The organism is Paenibacillus sp. 01T443 (assembly GCF_056398325.1).
This window is the reverse complement of sequence record NZ_JBFTPE010000041.1, coordinates 1-26,124: the sequence shown is the minus strand read 5'-3', so window position 1 is coordinate 26,124 and position 26,124 is coordinate 1. Positions and strand designations below refer to the sequence as shown.

The 26,124-nt window shown below is 46.5% G+C and carries 27 protein-coding genes, 1 pseudogene and 1 riboswitch; of the genes and pseudogenes, 19 read left to right on the top strand and 9 right to left on the bottom strand.

The window, feature by feature from the left end; genetic code table 11:
* The 8 genes from AC1DLI_RS33260 to AC1DLI_RS33225 all read left to right on the top strand — a co-directional run.
* A partial coding sequence (locus AC1DLI_RS33260; protein ID WP_477609833.1) for a carbohydrate ABC transporter permease occupies positions 1-347 on the top strand: 347 nt, incomplete at its 5' end.
* On the top strand, positions 344-1,174 hold the full coding sequence (locus AC1DLI_RS33255) for a carbohydrate ABC transporter permease (protein WP_308994830.1): 831 nt from the start codon (positions 344-346) through the stop codon (positions 1,172-1,174). The genes AC1DLI_RS33260 and AC1DLI_RS33255, both read left to right, overlap by 4 nt.
* Before the next feature lie 39 nt (positions 1,175-1,213).
* Complete coding sequence (locus AC1DLI_RS33250; RefSeq protein WP_477609830.1) at positions 1,214-2,563, top strand: ABC transporter substrate-binding protein; 1,350 nt, start codon at positions 1,214-1,216, stop codon at positions 2,561-2,563.
* A 22-nt stretch (positions 2,564-2,585) separates the two neighbouring features.
* Positions 2,586-3,584: a mannonate dehydratase gene (locus AC1DLI_RS33245; RefSeq protein WP_477609828.1), complete on the top strand. Its 999-nt coding sequence runs from the start codon at positions 2,586-2,588 to the stop codon at positions 3,582-3,584.
* A gap of 152 nt (positions 3,585-3,736) precedes the next feature.
* Positions 3,737-4,213, top strand: coding sequence for a MarR family winged helix-turn-helix transcriptional regulator (locus AC1DLI_RS33240; protein ID WP_477609826.1), 477 nt, complete (start codon positions 3,737-3,739; stop codon positions 4,211-4,213).
* A 53-nt stretch (positions 4,214-4,266) separates the two neighbouring features.
* Positions 4,267-5,436: an ArsA family ATPase gene (locus tag AC1DLI_RS33235; RefSeq protein WP_477609824.1), complete on the top strand. Its 1,170-nt coding sequence runs from the start codon at positions 4,267-4,269 to the stop codon at positions 5,434-5,436.
* Positions 5,437-5,459: 23 nt separating this feature from the next.
* Positions 5,460-5,741, top strand: a complete 282-nt coding sequence (locus AC1DLI_RS33230) for a hypothetical protein (protein ID WP_477609822.1) — start codon at positions 5,460-5,462, stop codon at positions 5,739-5,741.
* Between the two features lie 33 nt (positions 5,742-5,774).
* Positions 5,775-6,143, top strand: a complete 369-nt coding sequence (locus AC1DLI_RS33225) for a DUF6463 family protein (RefSeq protein ID WP_477609820.1) — start codon at positions 5,775-5,777, stop codon at positions 6,141-6,143.
* Between the two features lie 129 nt (positions 6,144-6,272).
* Here the strand turns inward: AC1DLI_RS33225 and AC1DLI_RS33220 are convergent, their stop codons facing one another.
* Genes AC1DLI_RS33220 through AC1DLI_RS33210 form a run of 3 tightly spaced genes read right to left on the bottom strand, consistent with a single transcriptional unit; the run spans position 6,273 to position 9,303 of the window.
* Complete coding sequence (locus tag AC1DLI_RS33220) at positions 6,273-7,661, bottom strand: mandelate racemase/muconate lactonizing enzyme family protein (RefSeq protein ID WP_477609818.1); 1,389 nt, start codon at positions 7,659-7,661, stop codon at positions 6,273-6,275.
* Between the two features lie 55 nt (positions 7,662-7,716).
* Entirely contained in the window at positions 7,717-8,502 is a 786-nt protein-coding gene (locus AC1DLI_RS33215) for an SDR family NAD(P)-dependent oxidoreductase (RefSeq protein WP_477609816.1), read from the bottom strand.
* Between the two features lie 21 nt (positions 8,503-8,523).
* Positions 8,524-9,303, bottom strand: a complete 780-nt coding sequence (locus AC1DLI_RS33210) for an SDR family NAD(P)-dependent oxidoreductase (protein WP_477609814.1) — start codon at positions 9,301-9,303, stop codon at positions 8,524-8,526.
* A 317-nt stretch (positions 9,304-9,620) separates the two neighbouring features.
* Here AC1DLI_RS33210 and AC1DLI_RS33205 point away from each other — a divergent pair, with 317 nt between their 5' ends.
* The 3 genes from AC1DLI_RS33205 to AC1DLI_RS33195 all read left to right on the top strand — a co-directional run bounded on the left by AC1DLI_RS33205 (position 9,621) and on the right by AC1DLI_RS33195 (position 12,608).
* Positions 9,621-10,628 (top strand): SDR family oxidoreductase, encoded by a 1,008-nt coding sequence (locus AC1DLI_RS33205; RefSeq protein ID WP_477609812.1) that lies wholly within the window; start codon positions 9,621-9,623, stop codon positions 10,626-10,628.
* Positions 10,629-10,919: 291 nt separating this feature from the next.
* The gene (locus tag AC1DLI_RS33200; protein ID WP_477609810.1) at positions 10,920-12,002 is read left to right on the top strand and encodes an SH3 domain-containing protein; all 1,083 of its coding nucleotides are present in this window, start codon (positions 10,920-10,922) and stop codon (positions 12,000-12,002) included.
* Between the two features lie 78 nt (positions 12,003-12,080).
* Entirely contained in the window at positions 12,081-12,608 is a 528-nt protein-coding gene (locus AC1DLI_RS33195; protein WP_477609808.1) for a hypothetical protein, read from the top strand.
* 82 nt (positions 12,609-12,690) lie between these two features.
* Here the strand turns inward: AC1DLI_RS33195 and AC1DLI_RS33190 are convergent, their stop codons facing one another.
* The 3 genes from AC1DLI_RS33190 to AC1DLI_RS33180 form a co-directional block, all read right to left on the bottom strand.
* The gene (locus AC1DLI_RS33190; RefSeq protein ID WP_477609806.1) at positions 12,691-12,837 is read right to left on the bottom strand and encodes a hypothetical protein; all 147 of its coding nucleotides are present in this window, start codon (positions 12,835-12,837) and stop codon (positions 12,691-12,693) included.
* 174 nt (positions 12,838-13,011) lie between these two features.
* Complete coding sequence (gene trhO / locus AC1DLI_RS33185; RefSeq protein ID WP_477609805.1) at positions 13,012-13,908, bottom strand: oxygen-dependent tRNA uridine(34) hydroxylase TrhO; 897 nt, start codon at positions 13,906-13,908, stop codon at positions 13,012-13,014.
* Positions 13,909-14,067: 159 nt separating this feature from the next.
* The gene (locus AC1DLI_RS33180; protein WP_477609803.1) at positions 14,068-14,406 is read right to left on the bottom strand and encodes a winged helix-turn-helix transcriptional regulator; all 339 of its coding nucleotides are present in this window, start codon (positions 14,404-14,406) and stop codon (positions 14,068-14,070) included.
* A gap of 163 nt (positions 14,407-14,569) precedes the next feature.
* Between AC1DLI_RS33180 and AC1DLI_RS33175 the strand changes: the two genes are divergently transcribed.
* Positions 14,570-15,595 carry an NADH:flavin oxidoreductase/NADH oxidase gene (locus AC1DLI_RS33175; RefSeq protein ID WP_477609801.1) on the top strand — a complete coding sequence of 342 codons (1,026 nt, stop codon included), beginning with the start codon at positions 14,570-14,572 and terminating at the stop codon, positions 15,593-15,595.
* Positions 15,596-15,754: 159 nt separating this feature from the next.
* Here the strand turns inward: AC1DLI_RS33175 and AC1DLI_RS33170 are convergent, their stop codons facing one another.
* Complete coding sequence (locus AC1DLI_RS33170) at positions 15,755-16,642, bottom strand: LysR family transcriptional regulator (protein ID WP_477609799.1); 888 nt, start codon at positions 16,640-16,642, stop codon at positions 15,755-15,757.
* 116 nt (positions 16,643-16,758) lie between these two features.
* Here AC1DLI_RS33170 and aroC point away from each other — a divergent pair, with 116 nt between their 5' ends.
* The 4 genes and pseudogenes from aroC (at position 16,759) to AC1DLI_RS33150 (ending at position 20,150) form a co-directional block, all read left to right on the top strand.
* Positions 16,759-17,814: a chorismate synthase gene (aroC, locus tag AC1DLI_RS33165; protein WP_477609797.1), complete on the top strand. Its 1,056-nt coding sequence runs from the start codon at positions 16,759-16,761 to the stop codon at positions 17,812-17,814.
* A gap of 110 nt (positions 17,815-17,924) precedes the next feature.
* Positions 17,925-18,893: a 2-hydroxyacid dehydrogenase gene (locus tag AC1DLI_RS33160; protein WP_477609795.1), complete on the top strand. Its 969-nt coding sequence runs from the start codon at positions 17,925-17,927 to the stop codon at positions 18,891-18,893.
* Positions 18,894-19,040: 147 nt separating this feature from the next.
* Positions 19,041-19,468, top strand: a pseudogene (locus AC1DLI_RS33155) (GNAT family N-acetyltransferase).
* Between the two features lie 67 nt (positions 19,469-19,535).
* The gene (locus tag AC1DLI_RS33150) at positions 19,536-20,150 is read left to right on the top strand and encodes an NAD(P)-dependent oxidoreductase (protein ID WP_477609793.1); all 615 of its coding nucleotides are present in this window, start codon (positions 19,536-19,538) and stop codon (positions 20,148-20,150) included.
* Positions 20,151-20,225: 75 nt separating this feature from the next.
* On the opposite strand, the gene AC1DLI_RS33145 is transcribed toward AC1DLI_RS33150, so the two are convergent.
* A complete protein-coding gene (locus AC1DLI_RS33145) occupies positions 20,226-22,271 on the bottom strand; it encodes a molybdopterin-containing oxidoreductase family protein (protein WP_477609791.1) in 2,046 nt (681 codons plus the stop codon).
* A 178-nt stretch (positions 22,272-22,449) separates the two neighbouring features.
* Positions 22,450-22,559: riboswitch (purine riboswitch) on the top strand.
* Between the two features lie 82 nt (positions 22,560-22,641).
* On the opposite strand from AC1DLI_RS33145, the gene AC1DLI_RS33140 reads away from it, so the two are divergent.
* Positions 22,642-23,598: an EamA family transporter gene (locus AC1DLI_RS33140; protein WP_477609789.1), complete on the top strand. Its 957-nt coding sequence runs from the start codon at positions 22,642-22,644 to the stop codon at positions 23,596-23,598.
* Positions 23,599-23,697: 99 nt separating this feature from the next.
* Positions 23,698-24,594: an NAD(P)/FAD-dependent oxidoreductase gene (locus tag AC1DLI_RS33135; RefSeq protein ID WP_477609787.1), complete on the top strand. Its 897-nt coding sequence runs from the start codon at positions 23,698-23,700 to the stop codon at positions 24,592-24,594.
* Here the strand turns inward: AC1DLI_RS33135 and clpP are convergent.
* Positions 24,587-25,171, bottom strand: coding sequence for an ATP-dependent Clp endopeptidase proteolytic subunit ClpP (gene clpP, locus AC1DLI_RS33130; protein ID WP_477609785.1), 585 nt, complete (start codon positions 25,169-25,171; stop codon positions 24,587-24,589). The genes AC1DLI_RS33135 and clpP overlap by 8 nt on opposite strands.
* Positions 25,172-25,351: 180 nt before the next feature.
* Here clpP and AC1DLI_RS33125 point away from each other — a divergent pair, with 180 nt between their 5' ends.
* On the top strand, positions 25,352-26,083 hold the full coding sequence (locus AC1DLI_RS33125; protein WP_477609783.1) for an RNA polymerase sigma factor: 732 nt from the start codon (positions 25,352-25,354) through the stop codon (positions 26,081-26,083).
* Positions 26,084-26,124: the final 41 nt, after the last annotated feature.

Genomic DNA, 26,124 nt, shown 5'->3' with positions numbered 1-26,124 from the left:
AGCTGTATGAATCGGCATCCGTTGACGGGGCGGGCAAGGTGAGAAAATTCATCAGCATCACGCTGCCAATGCTGTCGCCGGTCATGTTTTTCAACCTCGTGCTCGGCATCATCGGTTCCTTCCAGACGTTCACATCCGCTTTCATCATCACAAAGGGCGGACCGATCAACTCTACTTATATGTATGCTATGTTTCTTTACGAGAAGGCATTCAAGCATTACCAGATGGGGTACGCTTCGGCACTGGCATGGGTATTGCTTACGATTGTCGCACTCCTTACGATCATTAACTTCATGGCATCGAAATATTGGGTCTTTTACGAATCGGATGGGGGGAAAACGAAATGAATTCGCTGCGCTCTAAGCTGTCGAGCCATTTATATTTAACCCTTTTCTCCTTTCTGATGCTGTATCCCGTTATTTGGTGGGCAGGGGCCTCGCTTAAGAAAACGGAAGAGCTTAGCCTGCCGACGCTTTGGCCGTCGACTCCGATGTGGAGCAACTACTGGGATGGCTGGCATTTTTCAGCCGAATATACTTTTGCTCATTTCTTTGGCAATACGCTGCTCATGGAGCTTGGAAATGTGCTTGGAGGGGTTGCTACGGCAGCGATTGTCGCTTATGGCTTCGGAAGATTGAACTTTAAGCTTCGCGGCTTCTGGTTCTCGATTCTTCTGCTTACCATGATGCTGCCGGGACAAGTAACGGTCGTTCCCCAGTACATTTTGTTCAATAAGCTTGGGTTCGTGGATAGTTACGTTCCTCTGGTGCTCCCGCATTTTTTCGGGGGAGGCGCGTTCTTTATCTTCTTGCTCGTGCAATTCATCCGCGGCATTCCGAAGGATCTCGATGAGGCTGCAACGATTGACGGCGCAAGCGTGTATGGCATATTTTGGCGCGTAATACTGCCTTTGCTGAAGCCTGCGCTAGTTACGGTGGCCATCTTCACATTCATTTGGAGCTGGGATGATTTCTTCGCTCAAGTACTGTACTTAAGCTCGGTCGATAAGTTTACCGTCGGCTTGGCGCTGCGGATGTTCATCGATCAATTTGACATCCAATGGGGACAACTCCTTGCGATGTCCCTGGTATCGATCTTTCCTTCGGTAATCATCTTTTTCCTTGCCCAGAAGCATTTTGTCGAAGGAATCGCGACGACCGGCTTAAAAGGTTAACGGCAACTCATTTTAACCAGATAAAGGGGATGTATGGGAATGATCAAAGGTTGGTCAAAGAGCTTGGGGTTACTGATGCTGGTTCTGATCATGGTATTATCAGCTTGCAGCGGCGGAGGCGGAGGCGGCAACAATAACGGCAAGCAGACGAACGAAGGTACGAAGGAAACGGATGCACCGGATAATAAAGGGGATGCCGGCGGGGCGACTACATTAAGCATTATGTGGTGGGGGCCCGATGCGCGTCATGAGGCAACGAAAAAAGCACTGGATATTTATTCGAAACAAAATGCAAACGTAACGTTTAAACCGGAATTCATGGCATGGGATGCTTTCTGGCAAAAGCTTCCAACGCTTGCTGCATCCAAGTCCATTACGGATGTCTTGCAGATGGATGCCGCTTACATCCAAGAATACGTGTCGCGCGGTCAGCTGGAGGATCTCTCCGATATTGATCTTAGCGGCATTGTCGATCCGAACGTAATCTCGAATTTACAAATCGACGGTAAACTTTACGGCATTCCGCTTAGCCAAAATGCGCAAGGGATCGCATTCAATAAAGCCGAGCTTGAGCAATACGGCATTGCTCTCCCGCACAAGGATTGGACCTACGATGAGTTTTTCCAGTGGGCGAGAGATGCGAGAGCGAAGCTTCCGGAAGGGAAATATCCAATCGGGGATACGACGACATGGGATAGCTTCAACTACTACCAAACTTCGATGGGCAAACCGGCGGTTATGTCCGATGGCGGCAAAACGTTCACACTCGACAAGGATTTATTTATGACCTTCTACCAAACGTACGAGGAATTCCGCAAAGCCAAAATCGTTCCGCCAGCGGAGAAAGCAGCCGCATTCCTCGAAAACGATCCGCAGGCCGATCCGATGGCATCCGGCGTCGTTATGACCCGCGGAGCGACAACGGGCTCCGTCAGCGCTTTAGAGCAGCTTATGCCTGGTAAAGTTGGCGTGGTGAATCTGCCAGTCGGTCCATCCGGCGGCGGCTGGGCGCAATCCACGATTTTCTTAAGCGTGAGCGCGAATTCCAAAAACAAGGACGAAGCGAAAAAATTCGTCAAGTGGTTCATTTCGGATAAAGAAGCCGGTCAAGCGCTTGGCTTAACGCGCGGTATTCCGATTAATCCGGATGTTTACAAGGAGCTTGAGCCTACGCTTGAAGCGAAGGATAAGCTTGGCAAGGAAATCTATGATCTCTCGCTTGACAAGGCATTGCCTTTCTATCCGCCGGCTGCAGGATTCTCGGAATGGGTGGATACGTATAAGAAGGAAATGGAAGCCGTTACGTTCGGGCAACAATCCATTGAGGATGCTTTCAATAAGATTGATAAGATGGGCAAAGAACTGGCAGCCAAAGCAGGCGGCCAATAATAATGAAAGAGGTGCTTGAAGCATGCAATTAGCAGAATTTTTCTCATCACAGCCTAACCGTCTATGGCAATTGGCAAAGCAGCTTGGCGTAGACCATGCGGTTGGAGGTTTGCCTTGGGAGGAAAAACTGGAAAAATCATGGGATCTCATGCCTTTGATACGAATGAAACAGAGATATGCCGATTCCGGCCTTGCGCTTACCGTCATTGAATCGATGCCGCCAAGCAACGAGATCAAGCTCGGAACAGCCGGACGCGACGCGGAGATTGAAGTATTCCAGCAATTCATAACCAATATGGGAGCAGCAGGCATACCTGTTCTCTGTTACAACTTTATGGCGCAGTTTAATTGGTTTCGGACATCGACAACGACGCGTACACGCGGCGGAGCTTTAGTTTCCAGCTATGATCATAGTTTAATGAAGGATGCGCCTTTGACGGATGCAGGCCTTGTGAGCGAGGAGCAGCTATGGGAAAACCTCCATTATTTTATGGAGCGTATCGTACCCGTAGCGGAGCAAGCGAAGGTGAAGCTCGCGCTTCACCCCGATGATCCTCCGATCACGCCGATCCGAGGTGTATCTCGAATATTAACCAGCAGCGCTGCACTCCAGCGGGCGATTGATTTGGTTCCTAGCGATTATAATGGAATTACGTTATGCCAAGGCACTTTAGCTACGGCAGGGGATGATATTCCAAGCGTGATCCGCCAGTTTGCCAAGCAAGACAAATTGTTCTTCGTTCATTTCCGGGATGTAAAAGGAACGCCGGAAAAGTTCGAAGAAACCTTCCATGATGATGGCAAAACGAATATGCTGGAGGCCATGCATACCTATTACGAGGTTGGATTTAACGGTCCGGCTAGACCGGATCATGTGCCAACCATGGAAGGCGAGGATAACACCAATCCTGGTTATGAGCTGCTCGGCCGATTATACGGCATCGGTTATATACGCGGCCTGATGGAAGCGGCAAGCGCCGCAAAAGCAGCAGCAGGTGCTGTGGAGAGTATTAGCGTATAAGCAGCAGCTCAGCAGTGAAGAGCATCTTCTATCCACGCTTTAAGTGGAATAGAAGATGCTTTTTTTTACTCAGAGAGTCCATTGACTTTAATACGATATCGTAATAATATAAAACCATAATACTTCACTTTCGTACTAAAAGGAGCTTTTTTATGCAGCAGCTGTACGACATCCTTCTCAAAACAGGATTACGTCCATTTTCTTTTATCTCTGAAACGGCCACGCTTGAACGAAATTTGAATCGCTCTGAACTGACTACGCTGCTTATCTTATCGTTTCGCAGTGAACTAGCGATGTCGGAGCTGTCCGCTGAGCTGGGGGCGCCGCTTAGTTCGATGACCAGTATCGCCAAGCGTTTGGAGAAAAAAGGCTATATCGAGCGTTTCAGTTCCATGAAGGATCAACGTATTACTTTAGTCCGCATGACAGAAGAAGGAAAGATAGTAGCCGCGGAAGCGCGTAAAATCATGGACGTGAATATTCACCGGGTGGAGCAAGCGTTAACGCCTGAGGAGATGGAGCAGTTTTTATCGCTTGTGTTTAAGATTATGAAAGCATTTAAACATAACGAAATACAGGGGAAAGATGTTAAAGAAAGCAGCGTCAAACGTATACGTATCGATGACTAAGCTTTTTTTTGTTTAATTAATACGAAATCGTACTAAATGAGAGGGCGTGTGAAATGAGAATTATCATTTATACAGGAAAAGGCGGCGTCGGTAAGACGAGTATAGCAGCGGCTACAGCCGTGAAGATGGCTAAACAGGGCAAACGCACACTCATATTGAGTACAGATGCTGCGCATAGTTTGGCAGATGCCTTTGGGGTAGCGCTAGGTCCGGATCCTGTTCAAATATCGGAGTTTTTGTGGGGGCAGGAAGTAAACAGCTTGCGTGAATGTGAACGTAATTGGGGAGTGGTGCAGGCCTGGCTGGCTAAGCTTATGGATAAAGCCAATCTAAAGGATATTACGACAGATGAAATGATTGTTTTTCCAGGTATGGAAGAGCTGTTTAGCTTATTGCAAATTAAACGACATGCCGAGAGCGATCAATTTGACGCAATCATTGTTGATTGCGCGCCAACTGGCGAAACGCTGCGGCTGCTTAGTTATCCGAATGTACTTGAATGGTGGATGGAGAAAATTTTCCCGCATGAGCGTCGGTTAGTCAAAGTATTAAGGCCTGTTGCGAAGGTGTTCTCCGGTTATGAGCTTCCAAGTGAAGACGTAATGGATAGCATCGCTTCATTAGTAAATGACATGAGCGAGATGCAGAGCCTGTTGCTTAATCCGGCCATGACATCCGTGAGGATTGTGTTAAATCCTGAGAAAATGGTAATCTCGGAGGCAAAACGTTCTTTTACCTACTTAAATTTATTCGGCTTCCATACGGATGCGATTATTGTAAATCGGATTTTGCCAGAAGAAGCATCAGAAGGGTTTTGGGCGCAGTGGCATCAGCTACACCGCCGCTACGAAGAAGAAATAACTGAAAATTTTAGTCCGCTGCCGATTTTGCGTGTACCGCTAATGACATCTGAAGTTTGTGGATTAGAGATGTTGGACCGAGTCGGTGAGCTTTTATTTGAAGAAAACGATCCGATGCAAATCATGTATGAAGGCCGAACAGAAGAAATACGCAAAGTCGACGACGGTTATCAACTTTTTGTGGATATTCCTTTTGTAGATAAGCAGGCGATTGACCTGACGCAGAAGGGAGAAGAATTAACACTGCATGTGGGTTCTTATAAACGCAAGGTTATTTTACCGAGAGCTTTGATGGGGTCTACGGTTGAAGGGGCTAAATTTTCCGATGGAAAGCTTTCTGTTCGTTTTGCGAGCAATAAGTAAGAAAAGCAAAGGGGGAGGCAGCGTTGAGCGATATCAATAAGTTTGCCGAAAGGCTGTTCAAGATAAGTGATACGATGTCGCGGTTCGATGAACAGATGAAAAAACATGGGGCACGCCAGCATTTGCTTGCTTCGTGCAAAGAGGCTTTACTCGGCGCTCAGGCTATTATCGAAAGTGCAGTCGAAGTAATTGAAGAAACGGAAAAAACGGAAAAAACGGAAAAAACGGAAAAAACGGAAAAAACGGAAAAAACGGCTACATCCGGGCAAGGGCAAGAAATACGCAAAGTAAAGATTAGTGACTAAGCAAGCTCTAATACGTTTATGGAGGAGTGTTATATGATCACAGGGCTAAAAAGACAAAGCGGATTATTGCTTGGATTGACTGGTTATTTACATATTATAGTGGGGTTTATTGTATTCTGGAATCCATTAAAAGAGATTTTGAACGCAGGCATTTTTAATGCGGTGGGGCAAGATTATCCAAGAGCAGCGGCGATCTGGTTTCTATTCAGCGGTCTTTTCATGGTTTTCTTGGCATTAGTTATCGGGTGGGTGGTTAAGACGAAGGGGCTTGAGCTGCCTAGTTCAGTCGGTTGGTGTTTCCTAGCCATCTGCGTGATCGGTGTGATTCTAATGCCGGTATCCGGTTTTTGGCTAGGTATCCCGCAAGCTTACCTCATCCTCAAAAAAAATAAGAAAATCTAACGAGATACGGAAGAACGTTAGTTTTGAAAAAACGGCAGTCAAGGACTAATTATCGCGTCCAAGGCTGCCGTACGTATTTTTAACCATTTAGTCTAATCCATAAATTACACAAGCTGAAGGGTGAGATAGCTAGCTCCACAGCCGGTCGTTGGAGTGGTAGTGGTTCCAGTTGTCGGTGGACTCCCACAGTCCTGGAATTTTCGGATGCAGATGTTGAGCAAGCACCTCATCGTTCAAATCATCGATGCCAAGCCCTGGCGCGTCGCTCATATGAATAAAGCCATTCTGAACGAGTTTCTTCGGAAGCTTGCTGCTGATAATGATATCATCCCACCAAGGCACCTCGCAGGAATGATATTCTAGCGCAAGGAAGTTCTCGGTTGCGGCAGCGACATGGGCTGCAGCGAGGCATGCAATCGGGCTTTCCGCCATATGGATGGCCATGGCTACGCCATATTCCTGCGCCATATCGCCAATTTTCTTCGTTTCCAATATTCCGCCGGTCGTTAGAACGTCAGGATGAATAACGGATACGCCTCCGGATTGCAGAAGCGGACGGAAGTTTTCCTTCAAATAGATATCCTCGCCGGTGCAAATTGGAGTGGCAACGGCGCGGGCAAGCTTAGCGTATTGATCGGTGTATTGCCAAGGAAGCATATCCTCCATCCAAGCCAAATTGAACTTATCGACGCGGCGTCCCAGCTTAATGCAATCCTCGAGTCCGATATGGCCAAAATGGTCAACCGCAAGCGGGACTTCGTAGCCGATAACCGCACGTACGTCAGCTACATACTGCTCAAGCATATCCAGTCCTTTTTCTGTTACATGAATCGCAGTGAAAGGATGGGGGATGTTGTGAATATCGTAATGCTGGTTGCGAATGTCGCGAATTTCATCTTCCGTCAGCGTATCGTGATTGTTGCTGTAGCGTTTTTTTGAAGCATTGCGCATTTCATCGATAAAGCCGACCGGCGCGCTTAACGTGCCTGGCTCATTAATAATTTGACCGATGCCTAAATCCATTTTCAAGAAGGAGAAGCCTTGCTCCATACGTTTCTTCAGCGCTAATCCCATTGCCGTCCCCGTATCCTTACCCACAACCTCCGTATCGCAATACATCCGGATTTTCTCGCGGAATTTCCCGCCGAGCATCTGATAAACGGGAATTCCGTAAGCCTTGCCTGCCAAATCCCACATTGCGATTTCGAGACCGCTGACACCGCCGCCTTGACGGGCATGGCCGCCAAATTGTTTGATGCGGCGGAAGATTTTATCGATGTTGCAAGGATTTTCGCCTAACAAACGTCCTTTTAGGATTTGCGCATACACTTTATCGGCTCCATCACGCACCTCGCCGAAGYCCACTAAGCCTTGATTGGTATACACTTTAATCAAGCTGCTGTGAAATGGCCCGCCGACAATATCGGTAAAGCGTATATCGGTAATGCGCAGCGAAGCAGGGCTTGAGAAGGTGCTGACATGGGCAAGTGTTTCTTCATAGGACTGGTTATTGGACACGAAAGGTCACTCCTTAGTTTTAATAGATTGGGTGGAACGATGACAACGAAGGGCTCTAAAGCAGCATGCTGCCGCCATCAAGCCTGATCGCTGCCCCGGTCATGAATTCACTTTCATCCGAAGCGATGAAGCAAACAAGCTGCGCAACGTCCAGCGGTCTTCCGACACGGCCAAGCGGAAATTTATCTCGGATGGACCGAGCTGTTTTTTTGTGTTTCTCCACATCCTCAGCGGACATAATCGGCTTGGATTCTCTGGCGCTTTGCTTCCCGACATCCACAGCGCCGGGCTCAATCGTATTGACGGTAATCCCGTATTGAGCAAGCTCGATGGCGCTTTCCCGGCCAAGCATGCGTATGCCGCCTTTCGTCATGGAATAGACGACGTCGAAATCGGTAGGACGTTTGCTATGAACGGAGGACATATTAATTATTCGTCCGGACTGCTTCAGCTTCATGTAGGGGATGACTGCCTGAATACATTGCCAATAGCCCTTTAAGTTAATGTTCATTAGTCGATCGAACGATGCTTCATCATGTTCAAAAAATCCATAATTCAACTGAAGCGCAGCATTATTGACTAAAATATCAATGCCGCCGAAGTGCTCTGCAACGCTTTTGACCATTCGCTCGATTTCCTGTTTATGTGCGACATTGGCTTGTACAAGGAAAGCACTTCCGCCTTGCTCATCAATGCATTGCTTCGTGTGCAGCGCGCCGGCATCGCTTTGGTTATAGTGAATGGCAACCGATACGCCGCGCCTAGCAAGCTCGATGGCCACCCCTTTGCCGATTCCCGTTCCGGCACCGGTAACTATAGCGATTTTGCCTGCAATACTCATGCTACACCTCCAAACCGGCGGTTATGGTCGTTTCATTTTAAAGTTCATATAGTGAAGCAGAAAACCGCCATCGAGTCTTATATCAGAGCCGTTGATATATTTCGACTCGTCTGACGAGAGGAATAGAACAAGCTCAGCCAGGTCTTCATTTACGCCTAATGCTGCATTGGGAACCTTATATTCGTAGTCATGATACAGCGTTGAGATCGTACTTTCGAAAAGCTGGTCATCACCCTCGATCGGGCCTAGCTCTATGGTGTTAACACTTATTCCGTACCGTCCTAATTCGAGCGAAGCTTCTTTGGACAGCATTTTTACCGCGCCTTTCGCAATGCTGTAGGTGAAGGCGGAGCCCGTCGGTTTCTCGGCATGAATAGAAGAGACGTAGATGATTTTTCCGGACTGCTTCTCTTTCATTTGCTTTCCGGCAGCTTGCGTGCAAATAAATGCGGATTTAGCATTCACGGCTAGGCTTTGGGCGAATAATTCTTCCTCGCCAGCTTCAATCGTGCAATTAAAAACCGCCTTATTATTGTGTATGAGTACGTCTACCGTGCCTAATTGCAGAGCAGCGAATTGCAGCATATCTGAAACCTCGGCACTTTTGCAAAGGTCGATATTGACGACGATCGCTTGAGAGCCCGCTTCCTGGACAAGCATTAACTCATCAGCGAGGTCAGTGCCGCCCGAGTAACTATTTAGAATAAATTGGGCACCGCTTGCCGCCAATCGGCGTAATATCGCACGGCCGCTGGCGCTGTCCGAATCCGTAATAAAGACTACTTTTTTTTGCAAATGCATAGATCCCCTCCATCAATGCAGACGTAAAAAGATTAATTGGCCTTGTAGCTTTATCTTAGAGAGTTTGCCCCTCATATGGCGATGCCGTAAAGTTATGATTTTGTTTGTTTTTTTGCAAAACATGGCGTTCGAGATTCACCAAGCGGTCCGTAATAAACAACCGTTTGTATTTATTAGGGAAACGGGTGCAACAACCCATCGCAATAATGTTGATTCAGGCATTATAGCATTTTGAAATATAAAAATATTTGTGCATATGATACTATTAATGGGCGATTGCTATCTTCCATTCTGAATGACAAAGGGAGCGATTAACGATGAAGGTATTGTTTATTGGAGGAACAGGTTTAATCAGTGAAGCAGTGTCTAAGCTTGCCATTTCACGAGGGATTGAGCTGTATCTGTTTAATAGAGGCAACCGGGAAGGATTCGTTCCTGAGGGCGCACATGTCATTAAAGGGGATATCCGAAATCCACTGGATGCTGCGGCAGCGCTCGAAAACGAACAATTTGACGTGGTGGTCGATTGGATCGCTTTTACGCCTGAGCATGTCAGCGTTGACATCGAGTTATTCCGCGGAAAAACGAAGCAATATATTTTTATAAGCTCCGCTTCGGCTTACCAGAAGCCGCCCAAGCATTATATCATTACGGAGGATGCGACACCGCTCGAAAATAAATATTGGCAGTATTCCCGCGATAAAATTGCTTGCGAGCAGCTGCTGCTTGATGAACATGCGGCTACGGGATTTCCAGTCACCATCGTCAGGCCATCCTTTACTTATGGTGATACGATGATTCCTGCAGCTTTGAATAGCTGGCAGCACCCATGGTCGCTTATCGCGAGAATTCGTGCCGGTCGTCCTGTCATCGTGCATGGTGACGGCTCATCATTGTGGACCATGACGCATAATACCGATTTTGCCAAAGGCTTCGTCGGCTTGTTAGGCAAAGAGGAGGCGATTGGACAGGCGTACCATATTACCTCCGATGAGGTGTTAACCTGGAATCAAATTTATGAAGCGATCGGTGCGGCTGCAGGCGCAGAGCCGAAGCTTGTACATATTTCCACGCCTTTTCTAATCTCCCATGATCCAGAGCTTGAAGGCGGCTTGCTTGGAGACAAGTCCGTGACAAGCGTGTTCGATAACAGCAAAATTAAAAGCTTAGTTCCTGACTTTGACGCTGCTTTATCGTTTGCGGAAGGAATCAAGCGTACGGTTGCCTGGTTTGAAGCTCATCCTGAACGTTGTACCGAAGATGAAGCATGGAATGAACAAATGGACCGCATCATCGAGGCCCATAAGACAGGCTTTAAAAAATAAGTCTGAAATCGACTAAAAATAGCTTATTAAGGCTCTTATTCTCTAGGGAATAAGAGCTTTTTTATGCTTTTTTTTATACTCTAAAACGAGTTTTTGAGCATTAAAGCGTTTTTAAATTTTTTCTCATAATTGCGTTTTGGAAGAAAAGAAGGATAAAAACTCGTCTTTTGATGGAAACAGCGACATATACTCATCACAGACCGTCCACTTTAACCCGATACCTGCTTATTCTCGTTATCTAACTTATATCGTAACAGGTATACTTCATTAACTTAAGGGAGAGGTATAATCATGCGAAAAAAGTTGAATCAGCATTTATTTGTTTACCTGCTTGTTTTATCTTTAGTCATTACATTAGGCATGAACGTCCAACCTTTAAATAACGACCCGCAAGTTCATAAAGACACCGCTTCACAAAAGTCGGAAGAACAAGCTTCTACCGGGATTATCGTTACGACGCAAGTACAAGAGCCTGTTTCATCTCCAGCCATAACGGCGACTCCCTCACCGATTCCTACGCTTGCCGAAGCTGCGGCGACTAAGGTCGAACAGCCTTCAACCATCCTTCCTGAATCCGAAGTCCCCCTTGAAGAAGCACCAGCCATTAAAGAAATACCCTTGAATACATATGAGGTTTCCGCTTATTACTTAAACGTACGTAAAGCACCAAGCGCAAAAGCGGCTATCATAAAAGTGGTCAAACAGGGAACGCGCTTAGAAATTGCTTCAAAAACCGAAAACGGCTGGCTCGAAGTGCTGGGCGGCGGGTACGTCCACGGCGGATATGCAAAAAAAGTAAAGAATGAAGTTTCGGTATTATCCATCTCGGATACGAGCAATCGACAACCAACAATTGAAATTAATGATCGCCGCGCTGATATCGCGCAGCAATCCGAAGTTATAGAGGAGAAGATCGAAGAGATCATAGAGGAAGAGCTTAGCGCTCCGACATCTAAAGTGAAATCCGATTCCGGTCTGACAGAAGCGCACATCGCCAAAATATTCGAAGGCACAGCGTTATCCGGGCATGATTTGGAACAAGCTATCCTCGAAATCGAGCAGGATTACGGCATTAATGCTTATTTTACAATCGCCGTCATGAAGCTTGAGAGCGGGAACGGCAAAAGCCGATTAGCCAAAAGCAAAAATAATTTGTTTGGTTTGAATGCGATAGACGGGGATAAGTACAACAAGGCATTCAGCTTCAAAACGAAAGGAGACAGTGTGAGGAGGTTCGGGCAGCTGCTTTCCAAACATTACGTCGGCAAAGGGCTGACTACCATAGAAAAGGTTGCCCGAAAATACTGCCCAGCCAATTCAAAATGGTCCAGCTTAGTGAAAAGTATAATGAAAAGCGACTATAGAAAGCTCTAACATGGCATTTTCGCTTCAAATATGTTATTTTCAACTCCTAAGCAGCTGAAGATAACGATGTATAGGAGGGTGCCATTGATGAGTGAGACCGTTCAAAAGATGCCGTTCGGCTATGAGCCGCCAGTGGATGAGCTTAAAGGTACGATCGTTTATTATGATTCGTTCGAGCATACAACGGAACGGGAGCTTGATTTAGCCGCTTATATTAGGAAGGAGCGTTCCTTTCGCAAGCTGGTGCTGTATCCCTTGCATGAGCAGAGCATGAAGCGCATGTCCAAGGAGGAGGTAAGCCCCTTCTACAAAAGAGAAGATCGCCTTCATGAATGGAAGCGAGACCGCGGAGAAGAGAACGTGATCGTTGAACGGCTTGAAATCAAACGCAAAAAATATACGCCGATCGATTCCGCGTTAAGGCATTTAACAGAAACCTATCCTAAACCGTTGTTTTTGCTTTTAACAGGTGAGATGGCTAATCTGTTCGCATCCTATTCATCCTTTGAAGAATGGATTGTGAAAATCAGATTATTGCTTACCGAGGAGCCGGCTAGATTGCATCCAAGGCTTATTGAATACAAACATAGATGGGAATCGATTATTCAAAAATAATCTTTTATAATTTTATATGAAAAAGAGCTGTCCGTGAGATAATTCACGGACAGCTCTTTTTATGATGCCAACCTGCTTCGTGCTAGCCCGTTGAAGGACTGTTTGGAATATGACCTTTTTGATTGCGGTTCTCGTTCGTTGAAGCCGCTAAATTGTTTTCTGCTTCCTTCGAGTTAGCAACAAAAGCCTCATTTTTGCTCGGAATCGATTGGTTCTTGTGTTTAGCCATCGTATAACCTCCATTAGCTGAATTGCCTAGTTCACTAAGGCATGCTTAGGTTATCCATGTTCCATTGAATTAATCTAGGTTTTTTGCTGCTTGGATAGGATTCGCAGATAAAGGAAAAATAAAAAAGAGATCGAGCTTCATCCCTGAAGCCCGGCCTCTGTATTTGTGTATCGCTTATTTTGCACTTACTACATGCTCTTCGCAAGCGGTGGAGCAGTAACCATGCTTGGTCTCTTGGCAGTCTGTACAAACGATATGCTGCAGATGGCAGGAATCGTCCGCGCAGTTGATATAGGTATCTGCCGGTTCATTGCAGTGATGGCATTTGCCAACAACAACGGCTCCATCGGTTTGGTTAATGACAACGGATGTCCGCTCATCGAAAACATAACATTTTCCATCGAACAGCTTACCTTGTACTTCTTCGTCCTTACCGTAGGTAACAATTCCGCCATCCAGCTGATAAACGTCGTTGAAGCCCTCGCTGAGCATTACGCCCGTAAGCTTCTCGCAGCGAATACCGCCTGTGCAATAGGTAAGAATAGGCTTGTCTTTGAAATCAGCCATATTCTCGCGAAGCCACTCCGGAAATTCCTTGAACGTCTCGAGATCAGGCCGGATTGCGTTGCGGAAATGACCCAAATCGTATTCATAATCACTGCGTCCATCAAGAACAATGACATCTTCTCTTAGCAGATAATCATGGAACTCTTTTGGAGAGAGGCGAGTTCCGCTTAGCGTGTTCGGATCTAAGGGCTTATCGTAACGCAGCGTAACGAGCTCTTTCTTATAACGGACAAAGATTTTTTTGAAGGCATGCTCATCGGCCTCATCGATTTTGAAGACGATATCAGAAAATAGCGGGTTTTCTCGCAAATGCTCCATATATTGCTCGGTTTGCTCAACCGTGCCAGAGAGTGTCCCATTTATGCCCTCATCGGCAATTAGGATGCGCCCCTTCACATTTAGTTCCTTACAATATGCAAGATGCTCGGCTGCAAACTGCTCCGCATCGGGTACAGCTACAAATTTATAATACAATAAAATTCGATAGGGTTTAATATCGCTCATCGTAGTCTTTCCTTTCCGGTAAACAAATAAAAGCATACTAAATTATAGTTGAACTTGCTCATAATATCAACTGGAAACCTATCGAATGATGTTGCTCATGGTAATAGGTTCCTGAGACTATAACAGTAAGCGTTTATATTTCAGCGCATGAAGATAGGTCTACAGGGTAAGACCAAATCGCTTAAGCTCAATGAAAATCGGTTCAAGCTGTTTTCCTTTTTCAGTTATGGTGTATTCAACTCTTGGAGGGACCTCAGGAAATACCGTCCGGCTTACAATCCCTTGATCCTCAAGCTCTTTGAGGCGGATCGACAGAGTCTTCGGGCTAATGCCGTCCATTGCCTTTAATAATTCGCTGAAACGCAGCGTTTTCTCAATCAGCAAGTCGCGAACAATGAGAAAGGTCCATTTTGTGCCAATAATATCGAGCGCCTTTCCAATTACACAGGGTACACCAGGTATTCCTCGTTCCAAAACCATTGGTTCTCGCTCTTTCATTTCATCACCTCTGCCTATTTATAGCGGATAAATCCCATTGTAATACAAAAGTAACTTTAGGGAAACTATGTGATAAAAAGATCACTACTTTATTTTCTGCATTAACTGTGGTTACAATAGAGCTATGGAAAACAAATATAGAAATAAATTGGGAGAGTGCCAAATGACCGTTAAACATTTAAGTACACCATACACGCTCAAAAGCCTTGAATTGAAAAACAGAATCGTCATGGCACCCATGTGCCAATATTCGGTAACGGCTAAGGACGGAACGCCAAACGACTGGCATTATGTTCATTATGTATCGCGTGCTGTTGGCGGTGCTGGTCTCATTATCATGGAGATGACGGATGTTGATCCGGATGGTAGGATTACGGATCAAGATCTAGGATTATGGTCGGACGAGCAAATCCCGGCATACAAGCGGATTATTTCAGAAGTCCATGAGTACGGAGCTAAAATCGGCATTCAAATTGCTCACGCTGGCCGTAAAGCAGAAGATGCCGAGCAGCCGGTCGGCCCATCCGCGATCTCAGCGGGCCCAAGCTACAAAACGCCAAAACCGCTGTCGGTTGAAGAAATCAAAGTGATTGTAAACCAATTCAAGGATGCAGCTAGAAGAGCTGTAGAAGCGGGTGTAGATACAATAGAAATTCATGGGGCTCACGGCTATTTGGTTCATCAATTCCAATCACCTGGCATGAATACGCGCGAGGATGAGTATGGCCAACATTTAGCGAAGTTTGGAATCGAAGTTATCCAAGCCGTAAAGAGTGAAATGCCTGCGGACATGCCGCTAATCTTTAGACTATCTGCGATTGAATATATGGATAACGGGTATGATCTGGAGCATAGCATCGCATTAAGCAAACAATACCAAGAAGCGGGAGTCGATATTTTCCATGTTTCCACTGGCGGCGAAGGCCCAAGCGGAAAAAGAAAGCCAGGAAACTATCCCGGATACCAAGTGCCCTTTGCACGTGCCATCAAGGAAGCATTGAACGTACCCGTTATCGCGGTCGGGATGCTTGAAAACCCTCAATTAGCGGAAGCGACTATCGCAAGCGAAGACGCCGATCTGGTTGCTGTGGCCCGTGGAATGCTGAGTGATCCCTATTGGGCGCTTCATGCTATACAAGCAGTAAAGGGTGAGGCAACACCTCCAAGGCAATATGAGCGAGCATACTAATTCCATTTCTAGCTAAACATACAAAGACATGCAAAGAGCCTTTCTGGTTACAGAAAGGCTCTTTGTCAATATATAAGAATTTATAAGTTTTCACTTATATATGTGCTTATATATCTCCGCGAAACGATAGCTTTTACCACGGAGGACGGCGATAGCCGTTTAAGCTTGTGATTGGAGAAGTTCAATAAACCGCTTTGCAATGATGGATTGGGTGGTATCTCGCCGAGTAGCATAGCCCACGGAACGTGCCGGAATCTGTTCATTCAGCATTAATTGAAATAATTTCTTTTCATGCAGCTCCTGCTGGATGAAGGCTTGCGTCACGAATGCCGCTCCATAGCCGCGCATAGCAAGTTCAACAAGCATATCCATGCTGCTAAGCTCCATGTCCGCATCCGCCATGATTCCCTGCGTTGAAAACCATTGCTCGACAAACAATCTTGTGCTGCTTCCTTCGGAGAGCAGCAGCAGAGGAATCTGGGTTAATTGATCAGGAGATATCGTATTCTCAGACAAATGACGATAGGCGGGTCCAACAACAAAACAGTCCTGTATCTCGGTTAGATGCTGTACGGACAGTTCATGATCCATAAACGGTAAATGAACTAATCCGATATCGATTTGATCAGCCTTCAGCCTCGCGCGTATATCAGATGTTTTCCCTTGCGATAGCCGTATTCGCACGTCCGGATACTCAGCATGGAAAGAGTCAAGCAGCGGCAGGAGCAGATGCTTAATGATTGGACCGCTTGCTCCGATTCGAAGCTCGCCCGCTGACAGATTTTTGAGCGCTTGTAATTTGCTTTCGCCGAGCTGCAGAATCGTAAACGATTTCTCTACGTACTCGAGCACGGCAGCTCCCTCAGGCGTCAGTTTAACACCTTTTGAGAGACGGTCAAATAGCTTAACCTCAAGCTGGGCTTCCAATTGCTTTATGGCATAGCTGACGGAGGGCTGCGTGATATGAAGTTCTTGAGCTGCTTTCGTCAAATTGCCGAGCTTGGCCGTATGTAAAAATATGCGATACCAATCCATATTCAATAACATGGTATAACCTCTCTCTATGGCAAGGTGTAAAAATTTAAATTTCATTTATTTCATAATCAAAATTATAATGGACATATAACGAATGCGTCAAAGCATTCAATCGGGAGGAACGAGTCATGGCAGGAAATACGTACGGCGAAAGCTTTAAAATAACCACCTTCGGTGAATCACACGGTGAAGCGGTAGGTGTTATTGTGGATGGCGTAACCCCAGGTGTTGAGCTGGATGAACGTTACATCCAAACACAGATGGACCGTCGCAAGCCTGGTCAATCTTCGGTTACTTCACCGCGTAAGGAGTATGACGTCATCAGCATTCTCTCCGGTATGTTCGAAGGGAAAACAACGGGAACGCCGCTGTTTATTATGCTGCACAATAAAGATATGAGGCCCGATGCTTATAGCGATATTCAATATTCTTTTCGCCCAGGGCATGCCGATTACACTTATTTGCAAAAATACGGCATTCGTGATCACCGCGGAAGCGGGCGCGCATCCGGCAGGGAAACGGCAGGCCGTGTAGCTGGCGGAGCTGTTGCGCGCAAGCTGCTTGAGAACAAAGGGATAAGTGTTGTAGCGTATACGAAGGAAATCGGCGGAATAAAATGCGAAACGTTTGTCGAAGATGCGATTGAACAAAATGCCGTTCGGGCTTGCGATCCGGAAGCAGCTGTTCGAATGATTGAGAAAATCGAGCAATTAGCTGCCATTGGAGACAGCTGTGGAGGAATTGTAGAATGCCGTATTAGAGGAGTTCATCCCGGAATCGGCGAGCCTGTATTTGACAAGCTCGATGCGGAGCTTGCGAAGGCGATGCTATCGATCGGCGCAGTTAAAGGAATCGAATTCGGTGCAGGCTTTGCGGCGGCGGAGATGCTCGGAAGCGAACATAACGATGAAATGAACATGGATGGTTTTCTTAGTAACAATGCGGGAGGAATCATTGGCGGTATAAGCACAGGCGAAGAAATTGTATTTCGTATAGCCGTGAAACCAACTTCGTCCATCTCATTGCCGCAGCATACGATCGATATTCATGGACAAGAAAAAATGATCGAAACCATCGGAAGGCATGATCCATGTATATGTCCTCGCATCATTCCTGTCGTGGAAGCGATGGCGTGTATTGTTGTGGAGGATTTAATAAAGCGGCAAGCCGCAATGCATGCTTAATTTTTAAGCCAAAAAGTATTTTTGCTGCTTTAATATTGGTAAAATCTGTCCCCCGCATTTCTCCTATTGTGCTATGCTTAGATCTGACAAAGGCTGAGAGGAGAATGTTCATGAAACCAATTGTATTTATTGATCGCACCGTTCCAAGTGAGGTGGAAGCACGGATAGCCGAACATTGCGTAGTCGACAAATGGGAAGGGGCATCCCCGATTCCTCGTGAACTTCTGCTGGAAAAGCTTGCAAACGCAAATGGCTTGCTAACGGCAGGATCTAAAGTAGACGCTGAACTGTTAACGCATGCCCCTCACCTAAAAGCGGTAAGCAGCATTAGTGTAGGCTACAATCATTTTGACCTGGATGCAATGAAGCAGCGGGGTGTAATCGGCACGCACACTCCTCATGTTTTGAACAATACCGTGGCCGATCTAGCCTTTGCGCTTATATTAGGTACAGCAAGGCGAGTGGCTGAGCTGGACCGCTATGTGAAGGAAGGTAAATGGAAATCAGGCGTTGGCAGCAGCTTGTTTGGACAAGATGTGCATCATGCCAAGCTGGGCATTATTGGCATGGGGAGAATTGGAGAAGCCGTTGCACGGCGAGCAAGGTTCGGGTTCGAAATGGAAGTTTCCTATTTCAATCGAAGTCGAAAGCCTGAAGCGGAGTCGCTCCTTGGCGTGCGTTACCAGGAACTAAACGAGCTGTTAAAAGATTCTGATTTTGTTGTGATGCTCGCGCCTTTAACGGCGGAAACGACCAGGTTTATCGGACGTGATCAATTTCAACTCATGAAACCATCCTCGATTTTCATAAATATATCGCGCGGCCAGACCGTTGACGAAGAAGCCTTAGTCGAAGCTCTTCAATCGGGAGCGATATCAGCGGCTGGACTAGATGTTTTCGATAAAGAGCCTATACCTGCCGACCATCCTTTCTTGAAAATGGATAATGTACTGACACTGCCGCATATCGGATCAGCGACAACGGCAACGCGTTTTGATATGGCAATGCTTGCAGCGCAAAACCTGGTGAATGCATTAACCGGACAATCCCCGGCCAATATCGTGGCGGAGCTGCAGTAATTTTAAAGGGATCGATTAAACTTCTTTATGAGGGTATAGAATATCTCTATTAGCCGCGCTGCGACCTTGATGATAAAGTGAAATTACAATAATTCCTATTAACTTAATCGGTATTATTAAACTTCATTCGGTGCAGAGGTGGAAGAGATGAGCGAGGTTTATCGGTTAGCCCATATAGAAGATGCAGAAAGACTTCTTCATGTCATTTACGAAGCTTACGTGACAATAAGAGAGCTCGAGCTGCATTGGCCAGCTGCCCATGCGGATTTGGCATTGATTCAAGAGAATATAGTAAGCAATGAATGTTATGTGTTGGAGCTTGACGGCGAAATTGCGGCTACCGTTACTTTATCCAAGGGGTAGAGCATAGCATTATTAATGAGAAGCTTGGCGCTGCGGCCGTCACGCTTGCAACTGCCGAGAAGCATCCGTGGCTGCTGCCTATGTATGAACGTAGAGGCTACGAACGACTTCATGTCTTCGATTTCGAAAACGGGGATGGACCGATGCATCTTTTACGAAAAATCGTAAATCCTTCTCTGTATCAAAGCCTCCTGCTTGAACAGGCCAAATAAGACGCCTAATCGGAAGGGCCCTTCGTTTGCGTAAGGGCTCTTCTTGCTATCATCTAGAAAATGGGGAATGATTAAAATCAAACTGCTGCTGATCGGACCAACGGGCAAGACAGGTCAATTTATCGAACGTTACTTGGAAGAAAAACAGGTTGGATTCAAACGATTTGTTCGCTCGGAGGAGCAAATGCGACCTGGGAGCTATTTGGGTGATGTACGTATTCAACATGATGTAAGCGAGGCTATGGCTGGGGTAACCGGCGTGATAAGTGCATTGAACACGGAGGGAAACGGCACTCTTGAAAGCGGAGTGAACAACATTATCGCCGCGATGAAGCAGCACCAAATCAGGAGACTTGTTACAATCGGTACGGCAGGTATCCTGCAAAGCGAGCTGGAGCCGCATTTATTAAGATATCAATCCATTGAAAATAAACGGATTCACCACGAGGCGGCTCAAGAACATGAACGGGTGTATGAACATCTTCTTGAAACAGAGCTGGACTGGACAATCATATGTCCGACGAGACTTGTTCAAGAAGAGAAAAAAGGGGAATACCGTGTGCGCGAGAATGTATTGCCAACCGGCGGCACAGCCATTTCTTTTGCCGATACAGCCGAATTTGCGGTGACAGCGTATTTGAAAGGTTTACATATCCGGGAGCGGGTAGGCATTGCCTATTAATAGGTGGTGAATGAAAAAACAACCCAAAATCCACTAGAAAAGCGGATTCCGGGTTGTTTTCGCATAGTTATAGCACTATTCCAATTTCAGTACCTCCACGCGATTAGAGAAAAAGGTAGCGCCGCCGCCCATGTCCGCGAGACGCTGCGGTGTTAGCGCATTAACCGCTTGGTGTCCCTTACGCTGATCATCCCACCATAAGCCTTGCGTGACCAAAACGCCAGGCAGTACGTCGCGGCTAAGGCGCAGCGTTATTTCAACTTCGCCGCGGTCATTGCGAACCTTTACGCGCTCTCCGTCCTGAAAGCCCAGTAGCGCGGCATCGTCGAGCTGCATATGAAGCAGCGGCTCTTTCTCCAGCTTTTGCAGGCGCTCTTGATTGGCAAAGGTCGAATTAATAAAGCTATGATTCGGACCAGTCATGAGCAAAAAAGGATACTTTTCCGGTTCCTTCAAAGGCGTATGGACCGGAACGGGGGAGAAGCCGTGCTGCAGCATTTTCTCCGAATAGAGCTCAATTTTGCCGGAGGCGGTGGGAATCAGGGTCGTGAACGCTGGAAGCTCATTGCCGCCGGCTTTCATCCACGATTTTACCTTTAGCGCCTCGAACGTGATCCCTTTCAATAGAGGGTTGTTTTCGCTATCCAGTGCTTCACGAATCATTTGTTCCTCGGATATATCAAAAATCTCACTTTCAAAACCTAACCGCAGTGCCAGCTCCTTAAATAAAGTAAAGTTAGATTTACATTCACCCATCGTCTCCATGATCGGTTCGTGTAGCTGCAAATACAGATGCCAATAAGAGGTATAAAGATCTAAGTTTTCAAAATGCGAGGTAGCCGGGAGCACGATATCCGAATACTTGCATGTATCAGTTAGAAACAAATCATGGGTGACTGTAAAAAGATCATTTCGTAAGAGGCCCTCGCKAACGCGATTTTGATCAGGCGCTACGACTGCTGGATTGCTGTTATAAACAAACAGCATCTTTACTGGTTTTGCTGTTGCGAGAAGGGCATCGCCAAGCTGGTTCATGCTAACCGTGCGAACATTAGGATCAGGCATGAGATCTGGACGCTCGATTTTTCGAGCATTAAGCCTCGAATACCATCCGTTTCCTTTCATTGCGCCGCCGCCGCGAATCCCCCATTGGCCCGTAAGTGCTGGCAAGCATGCGATAGTTCTAACGGTCATGCCGCCATTGTCATGATGCTGCAGGCCATTACCGATACGGATAAAAGAAGGGGAAGTCGTCCCGTATAAACGGCCAAGTTCCTCGACCTCAGCAGCGGGCACACCTGTAATGTTTTCTACATACTCAGGCGTATACCTTGCTGCTTCCGCAGCAAGGTCATCGAAGCCTAGTGCATGCTGCTCTAAAAATGACTGATCTGCGAGTCCGTCGCGAATGATCACATGCATCATACCGAGAGCAAGCGCCGCATCTGTTCCAGGCCGCAGATGGATGAACCGATCTGCCCACGCCGAGGTGCGGTTGCGGTGAACATCAATATGGATGATTTCGGCTCCGTTTTTTCTTGCCTCGGCGGCCAGCATCGTTTGGTGCATATTGGTGGAAACTAAGTTGCAGCCCCATATGAGGAACAGTTTCGTATGAACGGTATCTTCGGGATCAATGCCCATAGAGGCGCCCATTGTATAGGCATAACCGGCAGCACCGGCTGCATTGCAAATTGTGCGGTCAAGCTGACTTGCGCCAAGGCGGTGAAAGAAACGGCGATCCATGCCTTCCGCATTGAGAACGCCCATATTTCCATAAAAGCTGTACGGTAAAATCGCTTGCGCGCCTTGCTCTGAAATGATGTTTTTCATACGCGTAGTGATTTCCTCGTAGGCTTCTTCCCAGGTTATGCGCTCAAAATCAAGCGTGCCCTTAGGACCTTTACGGCGCATGGGATAGAGAAGTCTTTCCGGGTGATATACGCGTTCATTCAAATGTCTCACCTTATTGCAAATCGCTCCGCGCGTGACCGGATGCGCGGCATCGCCCGTAATTTTAGTTATTTTACCATCTGCTATAGTGACGCTGAGTCCGCAGGTATCCGGGCAATCAAAGGGGCAAACGGAACGAACCGTTCCATTTAAGATTGTTGTGCTCATCCTCATTTTCACTCCATCCAGTAGCCTAAAATCTGTTTCCCTATCATATCATAAYCCATTCTTGCTACGACATAGGTTACTAAAGCAGTTTATGCTTAATTAGGACGCATTTCATTTTCCAGCTAAAAGTCTATTGACAGTACCTAACTTGTCATGTAACATTCAAGTTGCTGAAGAAGCTGCTTACAACAAAATAATTCGTATAACCTCACGGCTTTTAAGCTTAAATAGGGTGAGGGTTTCTACGGGAAGCCTAACTTCCTAACTACGAGTATGCGATCATTTTTTAAAATGATCTTATATTCGTCGTTAGGATTTTTTTGTGTTTATGCAGCTTTTTATTGCGAATTAGAAAGGGGTTTATATAAAAATGAAATATATACTTTCAGTATTTTTAGGTGCAGCGAGCTACGGTATTTTGTCTACCATTGTCGTGTTGGCCTATGGCAGCGGCTATGATTTGGGCGAGGTTGTCGGAAGTCAACTGCTAACGGGCTTCGTTCTGGCCTGGGGACTTTCTTTTGTGATGAAATGGCGTGAGAAGCGCAGTAAAGGAGCATCTGCTGCTGGGAACAAGAAGCCTCATCCCGGATCGGTAAGCCTTACCTGGAAACAGCGCCTGATGCTGATGGCCGCAGGAGCGCCAACAGCGATTACAGGCTTATTGTATTATGAATCTTTGCGCTATATCCCTGCATCGTTAGCCATCATTCTGTTGTTCCAATTTACTTGGATCGGCGTATTGATACAATCGTTAAGCCAGCGAAAACGTCCAAACGGCATCATGTTTTTTACGATTGCGATTCTCTTTGGCGGGACCATGCTTGCTGCTGGAATCATCGAACAGGGGACAGGGAAATTTAATTTGATGGGCGTTGTTTTAGGACTCCTATCCGCCGTAAGCTATTCGCTGTTTATTTTGTTTAGCGGAAAAGCTGTCCCATCCGTACATCCTGCATACCGGAGCGCTTGGATGATCACGGGCGGCCTGGTTCTCGTATTTATCTTATTCCCGCCAACCTTTTTGTTTAATGGACAAATTTGGGGAGATTTAATGCTGTATGGCTTCTTGCTTGGTATGTTCGGCGCGTTTATTCCGCCTGTATTATTCGCTGTAGGGGTTCCGCATATCGGAGAAGGAATGGCCGGTATTCTTGGTGCTTCGGAGCTGCCAGTCGCTGTGCTTCTTTCTTCCTTTGTACTGAATGAGCATGTAAGTGCCTTGCAATGGATGGGCGTCATTATTGTGTTAATTGGCATTGCACTGCCAGAGCTGATTAAACGGAGGAAAATAGGTTTAAGAAATGAAACAAGCATGTCCGCGTAAGCAATTGTTATCAATCATGAATAATGGGAATCCCGATCATAGATAATATAAAATCATACCCTCTGAATTCGGCGGGCCATATTGGCAAGGAGGAATCCGATGATTTATGACTGTGTGATTGTTGGCGGAGGTATTGCAGGCTTGCAAGCCGCCATACAATTAGGACGATATCGTCATCATGTTGCCGTTATTGATGCAGGTGATGGAAGATCCAGCATCTGCAAGAATTATCATAATATAATCGGATTCCCTCATGGAATTAGCGGTGCCGAGTTGCTTGCTTCAGGTAAATCCTTAGCAGAGCAGCTCGGCACCGCGTTCGTAAAGACAAAAGTCGTCGGAGCTGAACGCTCCGGGGATGTATGGAAATTAACAACATCCGATAAACAGTGCTTTCAAGGAAAAAGGCTTCTTCTCGCGACAGGGGTCAAGGATCGAATTCCGGGCTTCCCCATGCTTATTCCATGCATGGGGATTAGTGTTTTTGTTTGCCCGGATTGCGATGGCTATGAGGTGTCAGGTAAGCCTACCCTTGTGCTCGGTTCAGGAAATTCAGGCGCACGAATGGCGCTAACACTAACCCATTGGACATCGGAGCTCATCTATGTGAATCATGAACTGACGAGAATTGACGACACGCTCCGCGTTCAATTGGAGGAAAAGGGAATCCAATGTATCGTGAAGTCCGTTCGCGAGGTTATGCTTGAAGAAGAGCAATTCAAAGGCATCGTATTAGACGATGGATCGATGATCAATCGCTCTCATTGCTTTATCGCTTTCGGAGGCAATGAAGTGCGTTCAAGTCTTGCCCGGCAGCTGGGCGTTGAGCTCATGGATAACAATCATATCCACGTGGACCCGCGTACAAAACAAACCAATGTTAAGCATGTATGGGCTGCAGGTGATGTAACTGGACATTCCGAAATGGCAACGATAGCAATGGGAGATGGGAGCCAAGCCGCCATTTGGATTCATAAGAGCTTAATCACTACATAGAAGTGATGATCTTATCAATGATTCCGTATTCCAAAGCCTCCTCCGACGACATATAATAATCCCGGTCCATATCCTTTTCAATTTTTTCTAAAGGCTGGCCGGTTCTTTCCGCGCTAATCTGGTTCAATTTAGCTCGGATTTTCAAGATACGGGAAGCACTAATCGCAATATCGCTGGCTTGCCCCTGAACGCCGCCGTGCGGCTGATGAATCATGATTTCGCTGTTTGGCAGAGCGGTGCGATGGCCTTTTTCTCCCGCAAGCAGCAGGATCGCCGCAAAGGATGCGGCAAAACCGGTACAGATTGTATGCACCGGAGGTTTCACGAATTGCATAGTGTCGAGAATTGCAAAGCCCGCTGAAGTGGAACCTCCTGGGCTGTTGATGTACATCGCTATTTCTTTTTCTGGGTCTTCGGCCGCCAGAAACAAAAGCTGTGCAATAATACTGTTTGCAACGGTATCGTCAATTGCGGAGCCGAGAAATACAATGCGATCCCGCAGCAGCCTTGAATAAATATCGTAAGATCTTTCTCCTCGGCTTGATTGTTCGACGACATAAGGTACATAGCTGCTCATTTTTATCTGCCTCCTGAGTGATGTTTTTGGCTTTCACTTCGGTAAACGAACAACAGTCTGCAAAAGATACGAAGGTCAGCAAAGAAATTACCGTATCCTTTTTGATGTCTTATTCGTTTACATAGTAGGAGATTACCCTTAATCTTAGAATAGGCAGGAGAACGTTAAGGAGGCAGAAAGATGCATATAGTCAAAGCGTTGCCAAGTAACGAAGTGCATCCGTCAGAAATTCAAATCGAACGGCTGTATGCCGTTTTATACCGCTATTGCATGTCTCTCACGAAATCAAAATGGGATGCCGAGGATCTTGTGCAGGACACTTGGCTCAAAAGCATGAGGGCGGCCATATACATTACGCACAAGAATCCTGAAGCGCTAATGCTGCGTATCGCCAAGAATACTTGGATTGACCAATTGCGCAGAAAAAATCAATTTCATCTGATCCTTCAGCAAGGTATGCAAATGGAAGCTGTATCGGATACGAGCAGCTTGGATCATGAGGCGTATTTGTACGGGCTAGTTCAGCATTTATCGCCGCTCCAGCTTGCTGTTTTCCTTCTGAGCGATGTTTTCGAATACACTGCAGCGGAGACAGCTGAGCTGCTCCAAACATCAACCGGAGCAATCAAAGCCGCGCTTCATCGAGCAAGGGAAGCTTTGCACGCGGTCAGACGCGAACTCGAATCCGAAGTCTTGAATTCTCCAAACGAAGAGGATATGAAAAGCCATTTAAGCGCTTTGGCAATGGCCTATGAGCTCGGCGATGTCGCGCTTTTAATCGAGCTTGCCCAAAGAGATATTTCGGAAGCAGCCATGGTTATTGGAATCGCCCAAAACGCGAAACTAAAAGCGGTCAGCCGAAAAGGGCAACCGCGAAATAATAGTCAGTCAACCGTTCAGATGGCTGCATAGGCGACTGGAAATATGATAAAGCTGATACAACGCTGGGTATC